The sequence below is a fragment of the Pseudomonas sp. PA-7-1E genome, assembly GCF_021605325.1.
GTDB lineage: Bacteria > Pseudomonadota > Gammaproteobacteria > Pseudomonadales > Pseudomonadaceae > Aquipseudomonas > Aquipseudomonas fluorescens_BV.
Window position 1 is genome coordinate 136,537 of the sequence record NZ_WKFA01000003.1, and the last position, 21,725, is coordinate 158,261.

14 protein-coding genes are annotated in these 21,725 nt (G+C 59.7%); 12 read left to right on the plus strand and 2 right to left on the minus strand.

Features of this window, described 5'->3' with window-relative positions:
- Positions 1-299: 299 nt before the first annotated feature.
- The 7 genes from GIW79_RS03225 to GIW79_RS03255 all read left to right on the plus strand — a co-directional run bounded on the left by GIW79_RS03225 (position 300) and on the right by GIW79_RS03255 (position 15,584).
- Positions 300-1,745 (plus strand): alanine/glycine:cation symporter family protein, encoded by a 1,446-nt coding sequence (locus GIW79_RS03225; RefSeq protein ID WP_054916993.1) that lies wholly within the window; start codon positions 300-302, stop codon positions 1,743-1,745.
- A 76-nt stretch (positions 1,746-1,821) separates the two neighbouring features.
- Positions 1,822-2,799, plus strand: coding sequence for an asparaginase (locus GIW79_RS03230; protein WP_072445656.1), 978 nt, complete (start codon positions 1,822-1,824; stop codon positions 2,797-2,799).
- A gap of 115 nt (positions 2,800-2,914) precedes the next feature.
- The gene (locus tag GIW79_RS03235; protein ID WP_236452642.1) at positions 2,915-7,552 is read left to right on the plus strand and encodes a hypothetical protein; all 4,638 of its coding nucleotides are present in this window, start codon (positions 2,915-2,917) and stop codon (positions 7,550-7,552) included.
- A gap of 63 nt (positions 7,553-7,615) precedes the next feature.
- The gene (locus GIW79_RS03240; RefSeq protein ID WP_236452644.1) at positions 7,616-8,608 is read left to right on the plus strand and encodes an AraC family transcriptional regulator; all 993 of its coding nucleotides are present in this window, start codon (positions 7,616-7,618) and stop codon (positions 8,606-8,608) included.
- A gap of 127 nt (positions 8,609-8,735) precedes the next feature.
- Positions 8,736-9,770 carry a histone deacetylase family protein gene (locus GIW79_RS03245; protein ID WP_054916930.1) on the plus strand — a complete coding sequence of 345 codons (1,035 nt, stop codon included), beginning with the start codon at positions 8,736-8,738 and terminating at the stop codon, positions 9,768-9,770.
- Positions 9,767-10,858 carry a polyamine ABC transporter substrate-binding protein gene (locus tag GIW79_RS03250; protein ID WP_054896069.1) on the plus strand — a complete coding sequence of 364 codons (1,092 nt, stop codon included), beginning with the start codon at positions 9,767-9,769 and terminating at the stop codon, positions 10,856-10,858. Before GIW79_RS03245 ends, GIW79_RS03250 begins: the two co-directional genes overlap by 4 nt.
- A gap of 115 nt (positions 10,859-10,973) precedes the next feature.
- On the plus strand, positions 10,974-15,584 hold the full coding sequence (locus GIW79_RS03255; RefSeq protein ID WP_057975233.1) for a dermonecrotic toxin domain-containing protein: 4,611 nt from the start codon (positions 10,974-10,976) through the stop codon (positions 15,582-15,584).
- Positions 15,585-15,589: 5 nt separating this feature from the next.
- Here the strand turns inward: GIW79_RS03255 and pdxR are convergent, their stop codons facing one another.
- Positions 15,590-17,128 carry a MocR-like pyridoxine biosynthesis transcription factor PdxR gene (gene pdxR, locus GIW79_RS03260; RefSeq protein WP_236452648.1) on the minus strand — a complete coding sequence of 513 codons (1,539 nt, stop codon included), beginning with the start codon at positions 17,126-17,128 and terminating at the stop codon, positions 15,590-15,592.
- Positions 17,129-17,215: 87 nt separating this feature from the next.
- On the opposite strand from pdxR, the gene GIW79_RS03265 reads away from it, so the two are divergent.
- Genes GIW79_RS03265 through GIW79_RS03275 form a run of 3 tightly spaced genes read left to right on the plus strand, consistent with a single transcriptional unit; the run spans position 17,216 to position 18,979 of the window.
- On the plus strand, positions 17,216-17,854 hold the full coding sequence (locus GIW79_RS03265; RefSeq protein ID WP_034129141.1) for an FMN-binding negative transcriptional regulator: 639 nt from the start codon (positions 17,216-17,218) through the stop codon (positions 17,852-17,854).
- Positions 17,851-18,297, plus strand: coding sequence for a GNAT family N-acetyltransferase (locus tag GIW79_RS03270; RefSeq protein ID WP_057975231.1), 447 nt, complete (start codon positions 17,851-17,853; stop codon positions 18,295-18,297). The genes GIW79_RS03265 and GIW79_RS03270 overlap by 4 nt, the downstream gene beginning before the upstream one ends.
- 10 nt (positions 18,298-18,307) lie before the next feature.
- Complete coding sequence (locus tag GIW79_RS03275) at positions 18,308-18,979, plus strand: GNAT family N-acetyltransferase (RefSeq protein ID WP_236452649.1); 672 nt, start codon at positions 18,308-18,310, stop codon at positions 18,977-18,979.
- Positions 18,980-19,105: 126 nt separating this feature from the next.
- Here GIW79_RS03275 and GIW79_RS03280 read toward each other — a convergent pair whose 3' ends face one another.
- Complete coding sequence (locus GIW79_RS03280) at positions 19,106-20,008, minus strand: homocysteine S-methyltransferase family protein (protein WP_236452651.1); 903 nt, start codon at positions 20,006-20,008, stop codon at positions 19,106-19,108.
- A gap of 114 nt (positions 20,009-20,122) precedes the next feature.
- Between GIW79_RS03280 and GIW79_RS03285 the strand changes: the two genes are divergently transcribed.
- Positions 20,123-20,944 carry an ABC transporter substrate-binding protein gene (locus GIW79_RS03285; protein WP_236452652.1) on the plus strand — a complete coding sequence of 274 codons (822 nt, stop codon included), beginning with the start codon at positions 20,123-20,125 and terminating at the stop codon, positions 20,942-20,944.
- Entirely contained in the window at positions 20,941-21,711 is a 771-nt protein-coding gene (locus GIW79_RS03290; protein ID WP_014720547.1) for an amino acid ABC transporter permease, read from the plus strand. The genes GIW79_RS03285 and GIW79_RS03290 overlap by 4 nt, the downstream gene beginning before the upstream one ends.
- The last annotated feature ends 14 nt before the right edge of the window (positions 21,712-21,725 follow it).

Consider the following 21,725-nt stretch of genomic DNA (forward strand, 5'->3'; position numbering starts at 1 on the left):
TGAGGTTGCTCCATGACGCCCATAAAAAATCTAATATCGCACCGCAAACCTTCCTCCCCTTCCGCGACCGCGCTGAAACCTTTAATCGCCCCGTGCAGACGGATCACGCTCGCCTAGGTATAGTGCCGCCCCTCTTCGCGTCTGCGGCTGTCGGTAACGAGGCCCGGGAACCACGCGAAAGCGCATGAATAACAACACCCGCAAAAGGATGGGGATCGAGCGTCGTGCACTGCCTGGTGCCGAGCGATGCGTCGGACCGTCCTGCGTTTGCCATTAGAAAAATCAGCGAGGAACACTCCATGCTCGAAGTCATCAACGACTTCCTCTCAGGGAAAGTACTGATCGTGCTCATAGTCGGGCTCGGCGGTTATTTCACGATCCGCTCGCGTTTCGTGCAGTTGCGTCACTTTTTCCACATGTTCTCGGTGTTTAAAGACAGCCTCAAGAGCAGCGCCGGCCAACTCAGCTCGTTCCAGGCGCTGATGCTCAGCCTGGCCGGCCGCGTGGGTGCCGGTAACATCGCCGGTGTCGGCATTGCCGTGACGTTGGGTGGCCCGGGTGCCGTGTTCTGGATGTGGGTCACCGCGCTGGTGGGCATGTCTTCGAGCTTTATCGAGTGCTCCCTCGGCCAGTTGTACAAGCGCACCGACGCTGAAGGCACCTACCGTGGCGGCCCGGCGTATTACATCCAGCACGGCCTGCACAAGCGCTGGCTGGGGATGGTCATGGCGTTCCTGCTGCTGGTGACCTTCGGCTTTGCCTTCAACGGCCTGCAAGCACACGCTGTCACCCACTCGCTGAACAACGCCTTCGGGCTCGACACCACCTACACGGGCCTTGCGCTGGCGGTGTTGCTGGGCCTGGTGTTCATCGGCGGGATCAAGCGTATCGCCTCGATCGCCGACCTGCTGGTGCCGGTCAAGACCCTGGTCTACATCGCCGTGACCCTGTACGTGATCGTGCTGCAATTCGACCACGTACCGGCCATGCTCGCGACCATCGTCAAGAGCGCGTTCGGCCTCGACCAAGCCTTCGGTGGCCTGGTGGGCAGCGCGATCATCATGGGTGTAAAGCGCGGCGTGTTCGCCAACGAAGCAGGCTTGGGCAGTGCGCCTAACGTGGCGGCAGTGGCGTCGGTAGAACACCCTATCGCCCAAGGCGTGGTGCAAGCGTTCAGCGTGTTCCTCGACACCTTCGTGATCTGCACCTGTACTGCGTTGCTGATCCTGCTGTCGGGTTTCTACACCCCAGGCTTTGAAGGCGACGGCATTGCCCTGACCCAGAACTCCCTGGCGGCAGTAGTGGGTGACTGGGGCCGCATGTTCATCTCGGTGGCCCTGGCGTTGTTCGTGTTCACGTCGATCATGTACAACTACTACTTGGGCGAGAGCAACCTGCGCTTCCTGGTCGGCAACAACCGCAAGGTGCTGATGGGTTATCGCGCTTTGGTGCTGGTGCTGATTTTCTGGGGCTCCATCGAGAACTTGAGCACGGTGTTTGCCTTCGCCGACATCACCATGACCATGCTCGCGTTCGTCAACCTGTTCGCCCTGGCGTTCCTGTTCAAGATTGCCATGCGCATCCTCAACGACTACGACAACCAGCGCGCGGCGGGTATCAAGACCCCGGTGTTCGATTCCAGCCAGTTCCCCGACCTGGACCTGGACCGCAAGGCCTGGCCGGCCAACCCGGTGAAAACCGAAGCGGCCCCGGCAGTTGAACTGAGCGCTCAAGCGCAACGTTAATCACGGCTAGATGACACGCCGCCCGGCCTTGGGCATGCTCTGGGCCCGGCGGCGTTTTTCGTTCAGGAGATTTTCGATGCAATCAGCTAATAACGTGATGGTGCTCTATACCGGCGGCACCATTGGCATGCAGGCCAGCGCCAATGGCCTGGCACCCGCGTCTGGTTTTGAAGTACGCATGCGTGAACAGTTCGCCGACGCAGACCTGCCCGCGTGGCGCTTCCGGGAAATGTCACCACTGATCGACAGCGCCAACATGAACCCCGCTTACTGGCAGCGCCTGCGCAGCGCCGTGGTCGAGGCGGTAGACGCCGGCTGCGATGCCGTGCTGATCCTGCACGGCACCGACACCCTGGCCTACAGCGCGGCGGCCATGAGCTTCCAACTGCTGGGCCTGCCGGCACCGGTGGTGTTCACCGGTTCGATGCTGCCCGCCGGTGTGCCCGACAGCGATGCCTGGGAAAACGTCAGCGGTGCGTTGACAGCCTTGGCCGAAGGGTTGGAGCCGGGTGTGCACCTGTACTTCCACGGCGCGCTGATGGCACCGACCCGCTGCGCGAAGATTCGCAGTTTTGGGCGCAATCCGTTTGCGGCCTTGCAACGCAAGGATGACTTCGCCCGTGCCGAAACCCTGCCGGCAGCGCTGGATTACCGTCAGCCCAAAGCCTTGGCGAACGTCGGCGTACTGCCGCTGATACCCGGTTTCGACGCTGCACAGCTAGACGCAATCATCAGCAGCGGCATTCAGGGCTTGGTGCTGGAGTGCTTCGGCAGCGGCACCGGGCCGAGCGATAATCCGCAGTTCCTCGCCAGCTTGCAGCGTGCGCAAGATCAAGGTGTGGTGGTGGTCGCCATCACTCAGTGCCATGAAGGCGGTGTAGAGCTGGATGTCTACGAGGCCGGCAGCCGCTTGCGGGGCGCCGGCGTGTTGTCCGGCGCAGGCATGACCCGCGAAGCCGCGTTCGGCAAGTTGCACGCCCTGCTCGGTGCCGGCCTTGCCGTCGAGGAAGTGCGGCGCCTGGTAGAGTTGGACCTGCGTACCAACCCAGCTTGAACGCCCAAGACAGCCCTACATAAGCACTGCTATTCCCTGCTTGCTGATACCTAACATGGAAAACCCGAGCCTGCTCTCGGCTTTTTCCATTGATCGGCAAGACAGGGATGCCCGCATGACAACCTCCAGCTCCACACCCTCGCAGCAAACGCCTCCAGACACTGAAACACACAAACTGGCCACTCAACTGTCCGTCGGACCTTCGTTCCGTGAAGCCGCTCGCGAACTGCTGCGCCAGTCTTTACTGGAGAAATACCCAGACCTGGACATCGACCCGGCCATGACACTGATGGGCACTCCTACCTGGGAGCTCATCGATGACCAGATCGTGCCAGGGCCAACACGCTATGAAACCTTGAGCAGCATCCTGGCCCGGCAGGCCATCCTCAAGGTGCCGACGCTGTGCGTCGAGGGCAATCACTTCCTGAACCTGAAGCCGTTGACCACCCCCCCGCTTCATTTACCCGTGCGTATTGTCGAAATCGCCAATCTTATCAATACCCTGGCGCCGGTGGTCTACCGGGCCTTTCAGGAACAGTTGGTAACGTTCTGGAACCAGAGCAACGGCAACGGTCCTCGCTGGCAAACACTCACCCAGAGCCTGCGCGGGGCCTGGAATGTGCAACACGTCGATGCCTGGACCGACGAAGACTGCACGATGGCCCGAACGCTGTTTCATGCACCCACCCGCTCCGCTCGCCAAGACAATAACCCTTATGGCAGCCGCGCTTATCTGATTGATGCCGACCTGGTAAAAGGTTCCAAGACGCAGCACACCGACCAAGTATTCATGACCGTGCTCGAGGGCAAATCCGAAGACAAAACCCTGATCCTCTGTTACTCACCCTTCAAGGGATACGAGAAATACGACACCTACCAACAGCTAGGCGATTCGTTGAAGGATCACCTGGAGCAACCGGAGGCTTTTGATCGCCTGGAGTGGCGCCTTTATGAACCTGACGGCGATTTTTTCGAGCACGCTGCCTGCAAGCTGATCGCCCTGCAACTTGAGACTGTGGAAAACCTCAAAACCGGGGATTACAAACAGCCCAGCGCGAAACACCCGCCCCTGCAAACACTCCCGATGCCTGCCGAAAAAGCCATCGCCAAAGGGCCGGGCCCAGGCTGGTATCAAACCCAACTGCCGGACTGGCTGACCGATGCCTCTGCCAGCGATCAGTCGCTTTATTCACGCCACCTCAAGGACTTGGCCTCGCTCAATAGCCTGAATGCCGGCAAGACCTACGATGACGGTATTCCCAGCATTCATCAGTTCGCCTTGGACCAGTTGAAAATCGAGCTGCTCAAGGACCACCCGACGCTGCATTACCTGAAGCTCGACAAGCTGAAAATCCAGGTCAAGAGCCTGGTGGTATGGGGCCTTTTCACCGTGCCCGGGCAGTTCGAAACCACCACGTTCAGCCTTGCCGAACTGGCCCTGCAAAACCTGATTGCACTGCCCACCGGTAATAAAACGTTGCTGAGCGACATCCGCCAATCCATACCGGATCGGATAACCGTGGCTTACCTCGAAACACTGATCAGCCGCTGTAATATCGGTGTCACGTACCCTGCATTGATCCGCAGCAAACTGCTGGATGACCCGGCCGAGGCGTCACGTCGCAAAAAACTGTACCGCGATCACCTGCGAGTCCAATTGCCGATGCTGGCCTTACAGCACAAGATTCGCCGCATGGGCGGGATTGACGAGCGCGGCTACCGCTACGTTGTGGCTGTGATGCAGCCTGAAAGCGGCGACCATTACGTCGACGGCAAAGCCATCATGGTGCGACGCCTGAGCTTCAACCCCAAGCGCCGGCTCATCAACGGCAACGATGACGTCACCAATATGTACATCATCGGCCCAGAAAATGCTCAAGACGGCCCTTGCCTGCTATACCGCCCGTTGTTTGAACCCGCGTTGCTGCAATACCCATCACCGGCAAACTTGCTGTATGCCATCAGCCAGCCGCGCACGTTGCGCGATTCGGTGATTAGCTGGCTACCGGACGCGGTGCGTAACCACTACGCCAATTATGTCTTTACCAGTCATTGGCCGTCGCCGTGGGTCATCGCCGACTTTCTGGTAAACCCCATCGAGCTATGGACCTATAGCGGTCCCGTGAGTCTTGGTGAGGAGAGCCTCAACGGGGATATGTTCAAGACGCTGTTCGAGAGCAACGCCAAAGCGCTGATTGAACTGGCGGACCGCCAATCGGTATCGAATGCCGAAAGCCGCTGGGACACGCTGAAGCAGGCCGGTTGGGTGCTCTTCAATGCCGCACTGCCCTTTATGGGGCGCGTCGCAAGCACTAGCGCGTGGATCTGGCAAATCGTCGAACAGCTGGAAACTTTTGCCCAGGCCCATGAGGAGGGCGACAAGCCTGCACAATGGTCTGCGCTGACCGATGTGCTGCTTAACCTGGGTATGGCGATCACCTTACACAGCGCACAGCGCAGCAGACCTAAGTTCGAGCCGGCCAGGATCGAGCCCACCAAAGTCAAGACGACCGAGCTTGCGCCTGAAACGCCGGGCCCCTCCAGCACGATAAGCTTCACCGTCGAGCAACTGCCTGAGCGAACCTCGCTGGCCCCGCCTCCCGATCACGAGATCGCACTGAACACGAGCGGCGCAATCAACCGCACGCCAGCGCTGGAAACCTCGATGCTTGAAAGCTTTAAAACAGAAAAGCCCGCTGACCTCGGCGTCGTCATAGACCAGCCGGCTGCTGACCGCTACCTGTATCAGTCAGGAGAGCAGCACTACGCTCCCGTCGGCGAAAACTGGTTCATGGTGAAAGTGGACGACGATAAAAACATTGTTGTCATTGACCCCAACCAGGCCAACCGCATCGGCCCCATACTGATTCACAACGCTCAGGGCGAATGGTCCGTCGACCACCGGGTGCGCCTGCGCAAACCCAGTACCGATCGGTTGAAAAATACCGCCAAGGACCTTGCGATCACCGAAGCCGACGCATCGCGCAGTAAATTGAAAGCGTTTGAAAGCGCGAAGAAAACCCAGCAGCGCCTACTGCAAGAAACCCGCAAAGCAATGGACGAGGCCCCCAGTACCAGTGCCCAAGCCAAACGCCAGGCCTACCTGGACACGCTCGATGGCCAATCGGAAGACTACGAACAAGCACGGCAACACCTGATGACCATCGCCGTCTTCACCTCGGAGCCTGAATTCCAAGTAAAAGCCATTGGCTATCTACAGGCCCAACTGGCGCTCAATGAAGCAGGGGTAAACGAAGAACTCGTCCCCTTTACTTCAAAACTTTCGCCCGTTCTGGAACAGCTCCCAATCCATGCACCGCCACCTCATACCAGCGATATCGCGGACTACCAACAGATCGTCGAGATGAGCGACAGCATGATCAAGCGCCTGGATTACGCTCAGTCACGCTTCACCGAACTACGCAAATTCGGCCCGGCCGGATTCGACGTGATCAGGGAGAGCAAACGCAAACTGCCCCGCTATATGAGCGACGATCTCAGGGCCCTGCAGGTGACGTTGGCGCGTCACTTGTGCCTGGCCCCTGAATCCCTCGCAACCGAACCCCATGCCTGGGAGATGCTCAACGACACGCTCGACAGTGCCGACGTCGCGGTACAGACCCTGCGTGACACCCTGGATGAGCGAAGCGAATATCGCCTGGACGAGCGTATCGATGCCTTGAGCAATCTAGTGGAGCAGTTCAAGTTCATCGATGAGCGCTTGAAGGACTTTTCTCAAGAGTTCTCCGAACAGATCCAGGCCCAACCCCTGGAGCGCCTGAGTCGATCGCTGCAAGGGTTCGCCAACCGCGCCAAGGCGGCACTTGTCCCTCTGCACGAAGAACAGAAACTGACGCGAATCAGGCCCACCCCTCCCCCTGCGCTACCCAGGCCGCTGAAAAAATTTATCCAGACACGCTACAACGGCGTGTTGATTGGCGAACCCCGCTTGGACCCCATAGGGACCGTATCAAGGTTCGTTGATATCAAGACCCCGATAACCGGCCAGGTCCTGGCCACCTTTCATGAGAAGACTCCGGGTATGTGGGTCGAACACATCGAAACGCCCACGGCACAGGCCACATCCACAACGCTCACGCTCCACGACGCCACCACCGCGGGCGAGAAACTACTCGCCCAATTGCCGAAGTTTCAAGAACGCGCCAGCCAACAAGCCAACGATACCTCGCGCACGGCCATCGGCATCGAGTACATGTTTCACCAGCACGCCTGGTTGCTCGAGCGCAGCGAGCAAGATATTGACGAGGCATTGATCAAAGCCAAAGTCACGGCACAAACCAAGCAATCCAGCGCAGACCTGCGCAAACGACTCAAGGCTGCCACAAAAGCACTTTACGCACGAGCCACTGAAACCGTGGCAAAGCTGATCAAGCAACAGCCGCCGACCATTGCCCATGTCGACTGGCTCATTAACCACCGCGAAATTGCGATCAAAAAGGTCACGACCCGCCAGCCCCTCAAGGGCGCCACTTGGAGCTATCAAGATGAGTATGCCGTCATTGATCTGTCTACCAGCAAACCCCTCTGGTATGCACATTTCCAATACTCGAGCGCCCACGCTTCACTTAACAGATTTCTCCATGCACGGTTGAAAACACCAGCAGAACAACAGCTCAAAGAGGTGGCTGACACGATCACCGACTTGAACGCAGAGGAACAACTCAACTACTACCGCAGCTCCATCAACCTGACGCAAGCCCAGCGCTTGTTTTTCCCGCCAGAGGTCTATTGACCATCCCCTCGCGCAACGGCACATAACTTGCTCCAGCCTGGCAAACCCAGGCTGGAATCGATCATGCTGCATTCACACCTGACCACCCTCAATGCGGTCTCGCTGATACTGGAGACGTTCAAGCCTGACGGCATACCCAGCCAAACCCTGCTGGCCGGCAGTGGCATCAGCAGCGCCGACCTGGGCCGCGCCGATACGCGTATTACCACTCATCAGGAAATGCGCGTATGCGCCAACGCCGTGGCGTTGCGCCGGGGTATCGGCTTGGAACTGGGCCAGCGCATGCATGTGTCATCCTACGGCATGCTCGGTTATGCACTGCTCACCAGTGCCACCTTCGGTGACGCTTTGCGCCTGGCCCTGCGCTACCCGGCGCTGTTGGGAACACTTTTTGAACTGAGCCTGGAGGAGGACGGCCAGCGTGTCTGGTTCAGCGCCAGTGACTATCGCGAAGACCCAGCCCTGCACGCCTTCAATGTCGAGTTCTGCCTGCTCTCGCTGAAAGTCATCGGCGACGATCTGCTCGGCCAACCACTGCCATTACTCGGCGCGCGCTTTGAATACCCAGCGCCCGACTATCGAGCACGCTACGCCGAACGCTTCGACTGCCCGCTGCAATTTGGCGCCGCCAGCAATGCCTTTGCGTTCGACCGTGACTGGCTCGATCAACCCCTGCCGCTGGCCGACGCCGTCACCCACTGCGCCATGGTGGAACGCTGCCGGCGGCAGAATGCCGAGTTCACCGGTCGCCAGGCCTGGCTGGGGCGTGTGCGCCTGTTACTGGCCGCGCAACTGAATACCGCTCCGGGCCTGGAGGGACTGGCAGGGCAGATGAACTGTTCAGCACGTACCCTGCGCCGGCATTTGCATGATTTGGGGTGCAGCTATCAGGAGTTGCTCGACGAACTACGCTTCGAACGCGCCAAACAGTTGCTGGGGGAGGATGAACTGCCGATCTACCGGATCGCCGAGCAACTGGGCTTCAGCGAGACCGCGAGCTTCAGGCATGCGTTCGTGCGCTGGAGCGGTGTGGCACCGAGTCAGTTCAGGCCTTAGCAAGGGGCGAATAGCGGACAGACACATTGGCCATATCGATCCCCTTTTGGCCGCTCCTGCCGTTCTCCAAAACCCGGCGTCTGGCAACACTGCAAGGCATACCCCAGAGCCTTCGGAGAACAACAACATGCTGACGATCTACTCGGACGATCATCATTTGCACCATGGCCGCTGTGAACTGATGGACGGGCAACTGATGCCCTGCTTCGAAATGCCCTCGCGCGCCGACCATGTGCTGCAACGGGTCAAGGCGCGGGAGCTGGGGCCCGTGCAAGCACCGCTGGACTTCGGCCTGGCACCGCTGCAACGTATCCACAGCCGCGACTACCTCGACTTCTTCAAAGGCGCCTGGCAGCGCTGGACCGAATACGACCAGGACGGCGATCTGTTGCCCTACACCTGGCCTGCGCGCACGTTGCGCCGCGTGATGCCCACCAGCCTGCACGGCCAGTTGGGCTATTACAGCTTCGACGGTGGTGCGCCGATTACAGCCGGCACCTGGCAAGCGGCCTACAGCGCAGCACAAGTTGCCCTCACCGCCCAGGCCGCTATCGCCCAAGGCGCCCACAGTGCCTTCGCGCTGTGCCGCCCGCCGGGGCATCACGCCGCCAGCGATTTGATGGGCGGTTATTGCTACCTCAACAACGCGGCCATCGCAGCCCAGGCATTCCTTGATCAGGGCTGCAAAAAGATCGCGATCCTCGATGTGGACTACCACCACGGTAACGGCACGCAGTCCATTTTTTACGCGCGCAGCGACGTGCTGTTCACCTCGATTCACGGCCATCCGGAGGCAGAGTTTCCGTTCTTCCTCGGTTATGCCGATGAGCATGGCGAAGGCGAAGGCGCGGGTTTCAATTTCAACTATCCGTTGCCGGCCGGGTCCGGCTGGCAGGCCTGGAGCGCCGCGCTGGAACAGGCCTGCGCCGAAATCGAGTGCTACGCCGCCGACATCATCGTGGTGTCCCTGGGCGTGGACACGTTCAAGGACGACCCTATCTCGCAGTTCAAGCTCGACAGCCCGGACTACCTGACCATGGGCGCACGCATTGCCCGCCTGGGCAAACCCACGCTGTTCGTGATGGAGGGCGGCTACGCGGTGGAAGAAATCGGCATCAACGCCGTCAACGTGCTGGAAGGTTTCGAGGAAGCAGCCCAATGAACATACTCAAGTCGCTCGCCCTGTGCGCCGTGGTTGTCAGCGGCGCAGCCCAGGCCGAAGAAAAAACCCTGAAGGTCTACAACTGGTTCGACTACATCACGCCCAAGGCGCTGGAAGACTTCAAGGCCCAGCACCCGTCGATCAAGCTGGTGTACGACATCTTCGACACCAACGAAGCCCTGGAAGCCAAACTGCTCACCGGCAACTCCGGCTATGACGTGGTGGTACCGTCCAACGTTTTCCTGGCCAAACAGATCGAAGCCGGCGTGTTCCAGCCCTTGGACCGCAGCCAGTTGCCGAACTGGAACCATCTTGACCCCAAACTGATGAAGCTGATCGAAGCCAACGACCCCGGCAATCAATACGCCGTGCCCTACATGTACGGCACCATCCTGATCGGCTTCAACCCAGCCAAGGTCAAGGCGGCCCTGGGCGACAACGCCCCCGTGGACAGCTGGGACCTGATCTTCAAGGAAGAGAACATCAGCAAGCTCAAGCAATGCGGCGTCGCACTGCTGGACTCGCCCTCGGAGATCCTGCCCCTGGCGTTGCAGCACTTGGGCCTGGACCCCAACAGCAGCAACCCCAAGGACTACGACAAGGCCGAAGCGCTGTTGATGAAGATCCGCCCGTACATCACTTACTTTCACTCGTCCAAGTACATGGCCGACATCGCCAATGGCGACATCTGTGTCGCGGTGGGTTATTCCGGCAGTTTCTCCCAGGCCGCCAACCGTGCCAAAGAGGCAAAAAACGGCGTCTCCGTGGACATGCGCCTGCCCAAAGAGGGCGCGCCGATCTGGTTCGACATGCTCGCCATCCCCAAGGGCGCGCAAAACCCACAGGACGCCTATACCTTTATCAACTACTTGCTACAGCCCGAGGTTATTGCGCCCATCAGCGATTTTGTCGGTTATCCCAACCCTAACAAGGACGCGACCGAACGAGTCGATCCGACCATTCGCAACAACCCCAACCTCTACCCGACCGAAGCGGCGATGGCGACGTTGTATACGTTAAAGCCTCTGGGGCGTGATGCGGAGCGCGCCAGGACCAGAGCCTGGACCAAGATCAAATCCGGCACGTGAAACACTGGCGGGCGTAGATGCGCCTCGACGTATCTACCGCCCTCGACGCAACGCAGCTCGCTACTTTGCTCATTTGCGAAGCCCGTCCGGGCCATCGAATGCAGAGGAGCTGCACATGCCCAATGACACCGCTAATAATCACCGCCCGCCCAGTACCTATGAACTGCTTACCCAGTTAACCACCGGCCCCACCGCCCGGGAAGTTGCCGCCGCCACACTGCGCTCTGCACTCAAAGAGCTGTATCCCAACCTGAATATCGACCCCGATCTGGCCGTGGTAGTCAGCCCTCAATGGGAGGTGGTCGGTAACGCCGTCGAGCGCGCGCCCGCTACTGTGGAATCACTCACCTCGGTGCTTGCTCATCAGGCACTGTCCAGCGACAGGGTGACCTACCTCGACGGTCAACACTTCCTCACGCTACAACCCAACGCTACGGCTCCCGTACACCTCGCGGTGAAAATCGATGCCATTGCACGTCTGATCAACGAGTTATCAGACCTGCTGTTCGCCGCGTTCCAGGAGCAGCAGCTGGACTTCTGGAACGCGTCCAATGGCGCAGCCGGCCCACGCTGGCAGGCCTTCTCCAGCGCGTTGAGAAACGTGTGGAACATCACCGAAGAGCAAGGTCTGGATGAGCACGAATGCGCCATGGCCCGCACGGTTTTTCATGAGCCCGACCGAGCCAGGCGCTCGCTGAAAGACCCCTATAAAACCCATGCCTACCTGGTTGACGTGGATATTCTTGAAGATGGCCAGTCTACCCACCTCTACTTCCTGGACCTTACCGTATTGGTGGGCGAACACGAGAACCGCCCGATGGTGCTGACGCACTCGCTTGTGAGCGGGTATGAGACGTTCGAGTCATTGGCCCAGTTCGGTGCTTCGCTGCCGGCAAGGCTGAATGCACCAGAGCAGGACGCTACCTTGCAATGGCGCTTGTACGAGCCTGATGGCAACTTCTTCGATGCGCTGGCCTGCACGCTGATCTCGCTGCAAATCCAGGTCATTGGCAGCCTCGGCGGGGCCGGCCTGCAGGATCAGCCGCCCGCCCCAACTGTCGCCCGGATCGTGCCGAGCATCGAAGAGATGAGCGATCACCAGTTGTCGAATATTCGCCAGATTCACCAACAACTCCCGGACTGGCTGACCTCGGCGACGGACTCCGATACCGCCGCCTACAGCCGCTATATGATCGACCTGGCCCAACTGCACACCCATTACCACGGCGAAACATTCCAGGACGGCATTCCGTCTATTCGTGACTATGCCCGGACTCAGTTGCACAGCCATATCCGCGTCCCGGAAAAGGGCGTGAGTCTGAATCTGGATAAGGTCGAGGTTGTGATTGAAAGCCCGGTTCTGTGGGGCACATTTGTCATTCCGGGTGCCGTCGACATCACTCGTCGTGACCTGATCGACCTGGCCCTGGAAAACCTTACCGGCTTGCCTACCGGCAACGCGACCGTGCACTACAACGGCAAGGACAACGGTGTACCCACCTGGCTGACTTACCGCTTTCTGAAAGACGTCATAGAAGACATTGATATAGGCCAGAACTACCCAGCCCTGGTCAAACAAAAACTGCTCGATGATCCGCTGCAATCGCGCCATCGACAGCAGATCTACACCCGCCACCTTCAGGTGCAACTGCCACTGCTGGCCTTGCAGATGAAAATCCGCGGCCAGGGCGGCGTCGATGAACGCGGTTACCGCTACATCGCCGCGGTGATGCACAACGAAGAACAGGAGCGCAAAGTAGATGGGCAGCCCATTGTCATTCGCTGCCTGGCCTTTGTGCCCACCTTGCGCCCCGGCCATGAGCAAGACGTGGTCGCCAATATGTTCGTGATCGGCCCGAGGCATTCCGACGCCGGCCCCTGCGTGCTTTATCGGCCCCTGCTCGAACCGACGCTGATGCAATTTGCATCGCGGCAAAACCTGCTGTACGCCATCAAACATGACCGTACCTTGCGCGAGTCAGTGCTGGCCTGGCTGCCCGACGCGCAACGCTTCAACTATGCACAATATGTGTTCCCCGACACCCTTCCCTCGCCCTGGACCGTGGTGCGCGCACTGGTCGAGCCGCTTACCGTGCTGTACATGAGCGGCCCCGTGACGCTGACCAACGAAGAAATAGGCAATGACGCGTTAGCGACGCTGTTCAAGGCCAATGCCAATGCCATGGTCGAATTGGCAACACGCCAGTCGGTATCCAACGTACAGAAACGGTGGGCGACCTTTCGACATGCAGGTTGGCAAATATTCAGTGCCGCGCTGCCGTTCATGGGCCGCACCCTGGGAGTCGCCGCCTGGATCTGGCAAATCATGGACGACCTGCAAGCTGCCGAGGAGGCCGTGAACAAGGATGACCACTCAACGGCCTGGACTGCGTTGGTGGATGTATTCCTCAACCTGGGAATGGCGCTGACTCTGCATATAGCCCTGCGCCATCCGCGACCTCGAAAGCAGTTCGATGCGGCCAGGATTGAGCCTGAATCCGAACAAACGACAATCGAAACGGTGAGCAAACCGCCGGTTGCCGAGAAAAAATATACCTGCGTGCAGCAACCGGATATTCCCGACAATCAACTACCTGCCAAGCATGAAGGTGCCGTACACACGCGCGGCGCCCTGAGCCATAGTCGCCTGGGACTGGCCAGAACACTCGACAGTTTTAATGTTGCCAAACCCGATAAGCTTGGCGAGCAAAATAAAACCCCCGGCCGCCACCTCAATCTCTATCCACTCGCGGATCGGTGGTTTGCACCCGTTGGTGAGCGCTGGTTCGAAGTCATCGTGGATGACAACGACAGTGTCATTATCATCGACTCCAAATCTCCCTTGCGTACAGGCCCGCCGCTGATCGGCAACCTGGCGGGCCAGTGGTTTGTCGACATCCGCCTGCGACTGCGCGGCGGCGGTCTTAGAAACCGCCGGCGGGCGGTCAAGGTCGATCAGCCTGCGCGCATTGCAGCACTCAAGAGGCAGCTCAACGCCTTTGACGCCGTCGCCGCCAGTCAACAACTGGACGTGCTTGAATCAAAGCCCGCGCTGGACGCTACCCCGGGGCCGTCCACGGACCTGCAGCGTACAGCGTTCATCGACAAGGTCGACAGGCGGCTGGCGGCGTACGACGAAGCGATCAGCCAGCTGAAGTCCTTGAGCATCATCGACACCGTACCCACCTACCAGAGCAACATGAGCGGTTACCTGAAACAACAGGTGCAACTGACACAAATAGCCATGGAGCAACAGGTGAAGAGCTACAAGAAAGCCTTGAAGGCGTCGTTGCCGGTTCTTGATGCCGAGGTAGACATTGACTATAAAAACCAGGCAAAAATCGCAAAAACCCTGTCCACTCAGAACCTTGGCATCATCAGGCGGCTGGAATTCATCAACGACCGCTTCAACGAACTTAAAACCCTGGGAGATGAAGGCGCGGCTATCATTCGTAAAACCATGCGAGAGTTGCCGCAGCTCACGCTCATTGAACTCAAATCTCTCGAGATTGGCTTGGGCCGTTACTTGTGTATCGATGAGACGCAAAGCCAGGTTCCAGCCACCGTGCGTGAGCGAATGGGCCAGATCGTCGATTCAGCCGAAATCAACGTTGAAAGTTTCAGTGAGATTATTGAACGCGGTAATGGCGCCTCGCTGGATAATCGTATCGAGGTGCTCAACAGCCTCGTTGAGCAATTTTCCAGCGCCGACCAACGCCTGCTGGATCTGCATGCCGATTACCCGCAGCACTTGCTCAAACCCCGCCTCGAACGTTTTCGCCTGCAAATAAGCGAGTTCAGCCAACGGGCCATCCACGACCTGGCCTACCTGCTGCGAGAGAAAAAAGCCCAGCAGCCCAAGCCCGGCAGCTCCAGGGCCGAGCCCGCCCCAAGGCGTAAAGTGATCAAGACACGTCATCACGGCTTGGTGATGGGTGAGCCCCGCGAAGCAGACAGTTCGTTGGTCGACGTCAAGGCACACATGACCGGCAAGGTGCTCGCCACGTTTCATGAGAAGGCACCGGGAGTCTGGGTTAAACGGCAGAAAGCCCCATCGCAGCCAAGCGCACCGGTAGCTGTGGATCTGGACACCAGCATCAACACGGGGCAAGCGCTATTGGATGGCGAACAAGCTGAAACCCGTAAATACCAGGGTTTCTCCAGGAAACCCTGGCATGCGCCGCAGGATATTCAAGACATGTTCGATGATCATGCAAAGGCGCTGGAAAAAGCCTCAAACGATATCGAAGAAGCCCTGACCCAGCGCAATCTTACTGAAAGCGATCACGCTTCTGCCGCCTCAACCAAGCGCCAGCTCAACGACGCGGCGCAACGCCTCTATCGGCTTGGTAAAAAACACTACATCGACATGATCAAGCATCAAGCGCCAACCGCCGAACGGGTTGACTGGCTCAACAGCCAAGGGTTGATCCGCATCGTCAAGGTCATCAGCCGCCGCCCCCTCAAGGGGCCCAAAAAGGACTATCTGGACGAGTACGAGATTCGCGACAAAGAAAACGGCACTGTGCTGTGGTACGCGCACTTTCACTATGAAACAAAAGATGCCGCGCTGGAAAACTTCACCAAGGATCACCTCAAGACCCGCGAGCAACAACGTCTAGGCGGTGCCTATCAGCGCACCGGCCCCAGTGACTGGGACATGATTGAAATCCATCGCAGCAGCATCGGCGCCCAACTGGCCCAGTCGCTGTTCTTCAACACCTGATCGGCTTATGGCAGCCAAGCCAGACGCAAACGCTCCAGCGCCTGCGCAATGCCCGACTCAGGCACGGCAGCAAACCCCAGCACCAGGCCGGCGCGTTGATCCGGCGGTGTGCTGGAGTCTGGCAGCCAATAGGTGCTCAAGCCGTTGATCTCTACACCGACTGCATGAGCTTGCTTTAGCAATTGTTGCTCGCGGGACACGCTGTCGACACGCACCGTCAAGTGCAGTCCCGCTGCAACGTTGGGCAATGGGCCAACACCGGGTAATGCCTCTGGCCATTCAGCCAACAAGGCATTGCGTCGGCTCAACGCAGCACGGCGCATCCGGCGAATGTGGCGCTGGAAATGCCCCGCCGCCATGAACTCGGCCATCACCGCCTGGGTGCTGACTTCGGAGTGACGCACGTCCACCGCGCGGCGCCGGGTGAAGGCTTGCACCAGGCCCGGTGGCAACACCAGGTAACCCAGGCGCAACGCCGGGAACGCCACCTTGCCGAAGGTGCCCACGTACAGCACGCGGCCACTGCGATCCAGCGCGGCCAATGGTGACAGCGGCGCGCCGCTGTAGCGGTACTCGCCGTCGTAATCGTCCTCCACGATCCAGCCGCCTGAACGCTCGGCCCAGGCCAGCAACTCCAGGCGGCGTGCCAGGCTCATCACCACGCCCAGCGGATACTGATGGGAAGGCGTGACATACGCCACGCGGCAATCATTGAGGGCACTGAGCACCTGGCAATCCATGCCCTCACCGTCCACCGGCACGCCGTGCAGTCGCCCCCCGGCCAAAGCGAATGCATGGCCGGCCGCGCGATAGCCAGGGTTTTCCACCGCCACGCCATCCCCAGGCTCCACCAGCAACTGTGCACAAAGGCTGATGGCCTGCTGTGCGCCGCTGGTGATCACAATTTGTTCAGCCGTGCATTGCATGCCACGCGAGCTGCGCAGGTACGCGGCGATCAAACCGCGCAGGCGGCGATCACCTGCCGGGTCGCCATAGCACAGCTGTTCCAGGTCGGGTTTGCGCCAGAACGCCCCATTCAGCTTGGCCCATACCTCAAACGGGAACAGATCGAAGGCGGGTACGCCCACGCGAAATGCCCGAGGCGGCCCCGAAGGCGGCTGAGGCAGGTGGTGGTCTTTTACCCGCGCCAACCCGGCACTGTGGATAACTTCGTCATCCAAATCCTCGGGTAAATTTGCCCATTTTGTGGATAACCCTGGGGATAAGCCTGTTGACAACCCTGTGGATACTTTTGTGGATAGTTTTTGGGGCATCGGCAATTGGGCAACATAGGTGCCATCACCCACCCGGCTCTCGATAAACCCTTCGGCATACAACTGGTCGTAGGCGCGCACCACGCTGTTGCGGGAAATCGACAAGGCTGTCGCCAAATCTCGGGTTGCGGGCAACCGCGTGCCGCTGACCAATCGCCCATCCAATACCCGCTGGCGCAGGGCCTCATAAAGCTGGCGCGTGAGGCCCTGGCGGCGGTCCAGCTCGATACCGGCGGGGTTGAAGGACAGCGGTGGCGAAACAGGCGGCATATTGGACCTATGAAAATAGCGCGAGATGGCTCTTACAACGAACCAATAGCCTGCCTAGGATGCAGGCATTCGCCAAGGAATATCTCCATGTACACACCCCGAGCCTTTGCTCTCGATGACTTGCCCGAAATCCAGCAACTGATCCAGCACACCCGTCTGGCGCAGTTGGTAACCGTGGGTGAAAACGGCCTGCAAGCCAGCCACTTGCCTTTGCTGCTCAACCCCGATGAAGGGCCCAATGGCACGCTGTACGGTCACCTGGCCAAGGCCAACCCGCAATGGCGCGAGCTGCAAAATGGCGGTGAAGCGCTGGTGATCTTCGCCGGTGCCGACGCCTATATCAGCCCGGCGTTTTACCCCGCCAAGGCCGAGCACGGCAAAGTGGTCCCGACCTGGAACTACATCGCCGTGCACGCCTATGGCACGCCTGCGGTATTCAGCGACGCCGAGCGCTTGCTCAAGGTGGTCACCGCCCTCACCGACCGCCATGAAAGCGCCCGCGCCCAACCCTGGCGTGTCAGCGACGCACCGGCGGACTACATCGACGGCATGCTCAAGGCCATTGTCGGCTTTGCCCTGCCGATCGAACGCCTGGTGGGCAAACGCAAACTCAGCCAGAACCGCAGCGCCGCCGACATGGCCGGTGTCCGTGACGGCCTGGCCGCCAGTGCCGATGTACGTGACCAGACCCTCGCCCGCTTTATTCCCCAAGGAGTTTCAGAATGAGCTTGATCGACATTCGCCAGGTCACAGCCGCCGACCAAGCCGCCTGGCTGCCGCTATGGCAGGCCTACTTGGCGTTCTACAACACCGAATTGCCGGACGCCGTCAGCCAAAGCACCTGGCAACGCCTGATCGACCCCAGCGAGCCGACCCATTCGGCACTGGCCTGGGAGGACGGCAAGGCGGTGGGCATGGTCAACTTCATCTACCATCGCTCCAACTGGAGCATCGAGAACTCCTGCTACCTGCAGGACTTGCTGGTTGACCCAGCCCAACGTGGCACAGGCGTCGGTCGCAAGCTGATCGAATTCGTCTACGCCACCGCCAAGGCCGATGGCTGCTGCAAGGTGCACTGGTTGACCCATGAGACCAACGCCACGGCGATCCAGCTCTATGAGCGCATCGCCGAACGCCCAGGCTTCATCCAATTTCGCAAAGGTCTTTAAGGAGCACTGCATGATCAATTCCCTCGCTGATTGGAAAGGCGTCCCGGCGCCGACTGCGCAACTGCTTGAAGGGCGTTTTATCCACCTGGAAAAGCTCGACCCGGCGCGCCATGCCGATCAACTGTGGCAAGCCCTTGACGGCCCAGGGGCCGATCCGAAGCTGTGGGATTACTTGCCCTACGGCCCGTTCACCGAGCGCAGTGCCTTCGACGCCTGGTTGAACAATCACGCAGCCCACAGCGACCCGTACTTTTTCAGCGTGATCGACCGTGCGACGGGCCAGGTTCAGGGCATCCTCAGCCTGATGTCCATCGTCCCGGCGCAAGGCCGTATCGAAATCGGCCACGTCACCTTCGGCGCACCCATGCAGCGCTCGCCGAAAAGCACCGAAGCGGTGTACCTGCTGGCCAAGTATGCGTTCGAGCAGGGCTACCGTCGGCTGGAGTGGAAGTGCAACAACGGCAACGCGCGGTCCAAGTACGCAGCCGAGCGCTTGGGGTTCAGTTTTGAAGGGGTGTTCCGCCAGCACATGGTGGTCAAGGGGCAGAACCGCGATACGGCGTGGTATTCGATCCTGGATTCGGAATGGCCGAAGGTCGGTGCCGGGTTTGAGGCGTGGTTGTCGCAGGCGAACCAGAGTAGTTCGGGCCAGTTGAAGACACTCACAGAGTGTCGGGATTAATACTCACATGTGTGGGAGCTGGCTTGCCTGCGATACAGACACCTCGGTGTATCAGGCAAACCAGTTGATGCCATCGCAGGCAAGCCAGCTCCCACATTGGAGGGTGGCGACTCTCGGAACTTAGGCTCAGCCAGCCAACTTCTGGGCCAGCACCGCAATATGCTCGGGTCCGATGCCGCAGCACCCACCCAAATGGCTAGCGCCGCGCGCTTGCCAATCGGCCGCCCATTGCAAGTAGCCGGGCGGGTCGAGGTCGTCGCGCAACGGGTCCAGACCATCGTTGGCCGTGGCTTCCTTGGGTTGCGGTGGGAAAGCGTTGGCGTAGGCGCCGATCTGAATCGCTACACCCAATCGTTCGAAAGTTGCCCGCGCCGCATCAATGGCCGCGCCGATCACTTCCGGCTGGCTGCAGTTGAACAGCAATACCTGCACGCCCAGTTGCGCCGCCGCCTCGGCTGCGTCCGCCACCGGTTCGCCGGAGCGCAAGCGCGGCACCTCGTCGGTGTCTTCGTCTTTCAAGGTAAACGACAGCCAGAACGGCTTGCCATCTTTCGGCAACCCGGCATGGATCGCACGCGCTTCAGCGATTGAGCTCTGGGTTTCCGCCAGCCACAGATCGACATGCGGCGCCAGGCCGTTCATCAAGGGGGTGAGCAACTCACTGACGCGCTCGGCCTGGAACAGATCTGGGCGATAAGAGCCAAACAGCGGTGGCAGTGAGCCGGCTACCTGCACGGCTTTACCGGAGGCCTGCACCGCCCGTCGCGCCAACTCACCGGCCAGGGCGGCGAGCGCCTGCCCTTCTTGGGCAAACCGCGCTTCGCCAATGTGGAACGGCACCACCGCGTAACTGTTGCTGGTGATCACATTAGCACCACTGTCGATGTAGGCCGCGTGCACCGCCTCCACCGCTTGCGGCGCTTCGCTCAAGGCCAGTGCCGACCATTCCGGCTGACGGAACGGCGCGCCACGGCGTTGCAGTTCACGGCCCATGCCACCATCGAGAATTACTGTGCTTACTGCGCCCATATGCTTTTTACTCATATGCTTATGAAAATAACTCACTATGAGAGTCGTTCTTATAACTATTTAATGCGTACCGTTCGGTTAATAACAACCTCTTTTTTATTCAGGTGTTCGATTTTGAAATTCAGACCGCTGTTGGCCCTGGGCCTGACGATGTTGGCTGCTTCAACCCAAGCCTTTGGCGGTGCCACGCTGGATCGTGTCGAGCAGAAGAAAGAGCTGGTCGGCGTGCTGATGGAAAGCTATCCACCGTTTTCATTTCTCAATGACCAGAATCAGCTCGACGGTTTCGACGTGGACGTGGCCAAGGCCGTGGCGCAAAAACTGGGCGTGAAGTTGCGCCTGGAAACCCCATCCTGGGACGTGATCGCCGCCGGCCGCTGGAGCGGGCGCTACGACATTTGCATTTGCTCCATGACCCCAAGCAAGGCACGCGCCGAGGTGTTCGACTTCCCGGTGGAGTACTACGCCTCACCCGCCGTGATCGTGGTCAATGCCAAGGACGATCGCATCCACGAAGCGAAGGACCTGAGCGGCAAGAAAGTCGGCCTCACCAGCGCCTCGAGCTACGAAAGCTACCTGAACAAGAACCTGGTGATCGAAGGCGCCGAAGACACGCAGTTGCAGTACCCGTTCGAGGAGGTGCAGATCGCCCCGTACGACACCGACAACGTGGCGTTCCAGGATCTGGGCCTGGGCGCTGGCGTGCGCCTGGATGCGATCCTCACCAACCTGGTCACCGCGCAGCCGCGCCTGACCCAGGACAAGCGTTTCAAGCTCGCCGGTGCGCCGCTGTACTCGGAGCCCAACTCGGTGGCCATCGAGAAAGACGACCCGCAGTGGGACAGCAAAGTGCGTGAGGTCTTCGCCCAGCTCAAGCAGGACGGCACCTTGAGCGCGCTGTCGCAAAAATGGATCGGCGCCGATATAAGCCGATGAGTTTTCGCCTACGGCTTTACCTGACCTGGGCGGCGCTGTTCGCGCTGTTTGCGAGTTTCTTCCTTAGCTTTGACCTGAAGTTCTCGATCATCCTCGACAAGCTGCCCAACCTGGTCGGCCTGCACCTTGCGCCCAACGGCTTCCTGCAAGGCGCGGCGCTGACGCTGTTCTTGTGCCTGTGCGCCATTGTCGCGTCGTCGGTGCTGGGCTTTATCACCGCGTTGGGGCGCCTGTCCAAAAGTGCCGTGGCGTTCGGCATTGCCAGTTTCTACGCCTCGTTCTTTCGCGGCACGCCGCTACTGATCCAGATCCTGTTGATCTACCTGGGCCTGCCGCAATTGGGGCTGGTGCCAGGCGCCATCGTCGCCGGGATCATCGCGTTGTCACTGAATTACGGCGCCTACCTGAGCGAGATTTTCCGCGCTGGCATCCTCGGCGTGCCCCATGGTCAACGCGAGGCTGCGCTGGCCCTGGGCATGCGCGACAGGGCGATCTTCTGGCACGTGACCCTCCCCCAGGCCATGCGCACCATCATCCCGCCGGCCACTAACCAGTTCATCTCAATGCTCAAGGATTCGTCGCTGATCTCCGTGATGGGCGTGTGGGAAGTGATGTTTCTGGCGCAGTCCTATGGCCGCTCAAGCTACCGCTATATCGAGATGCTCACGACGGCGGCGATCATTTATTGGGTGATGTCCCTGGGGCTCGAATTGATCCAGGCGCGGATGGAGCGGCATTTCGGCAAGGGCTACGTGCGGCGCGGTTGACGTGCAGAATGTGC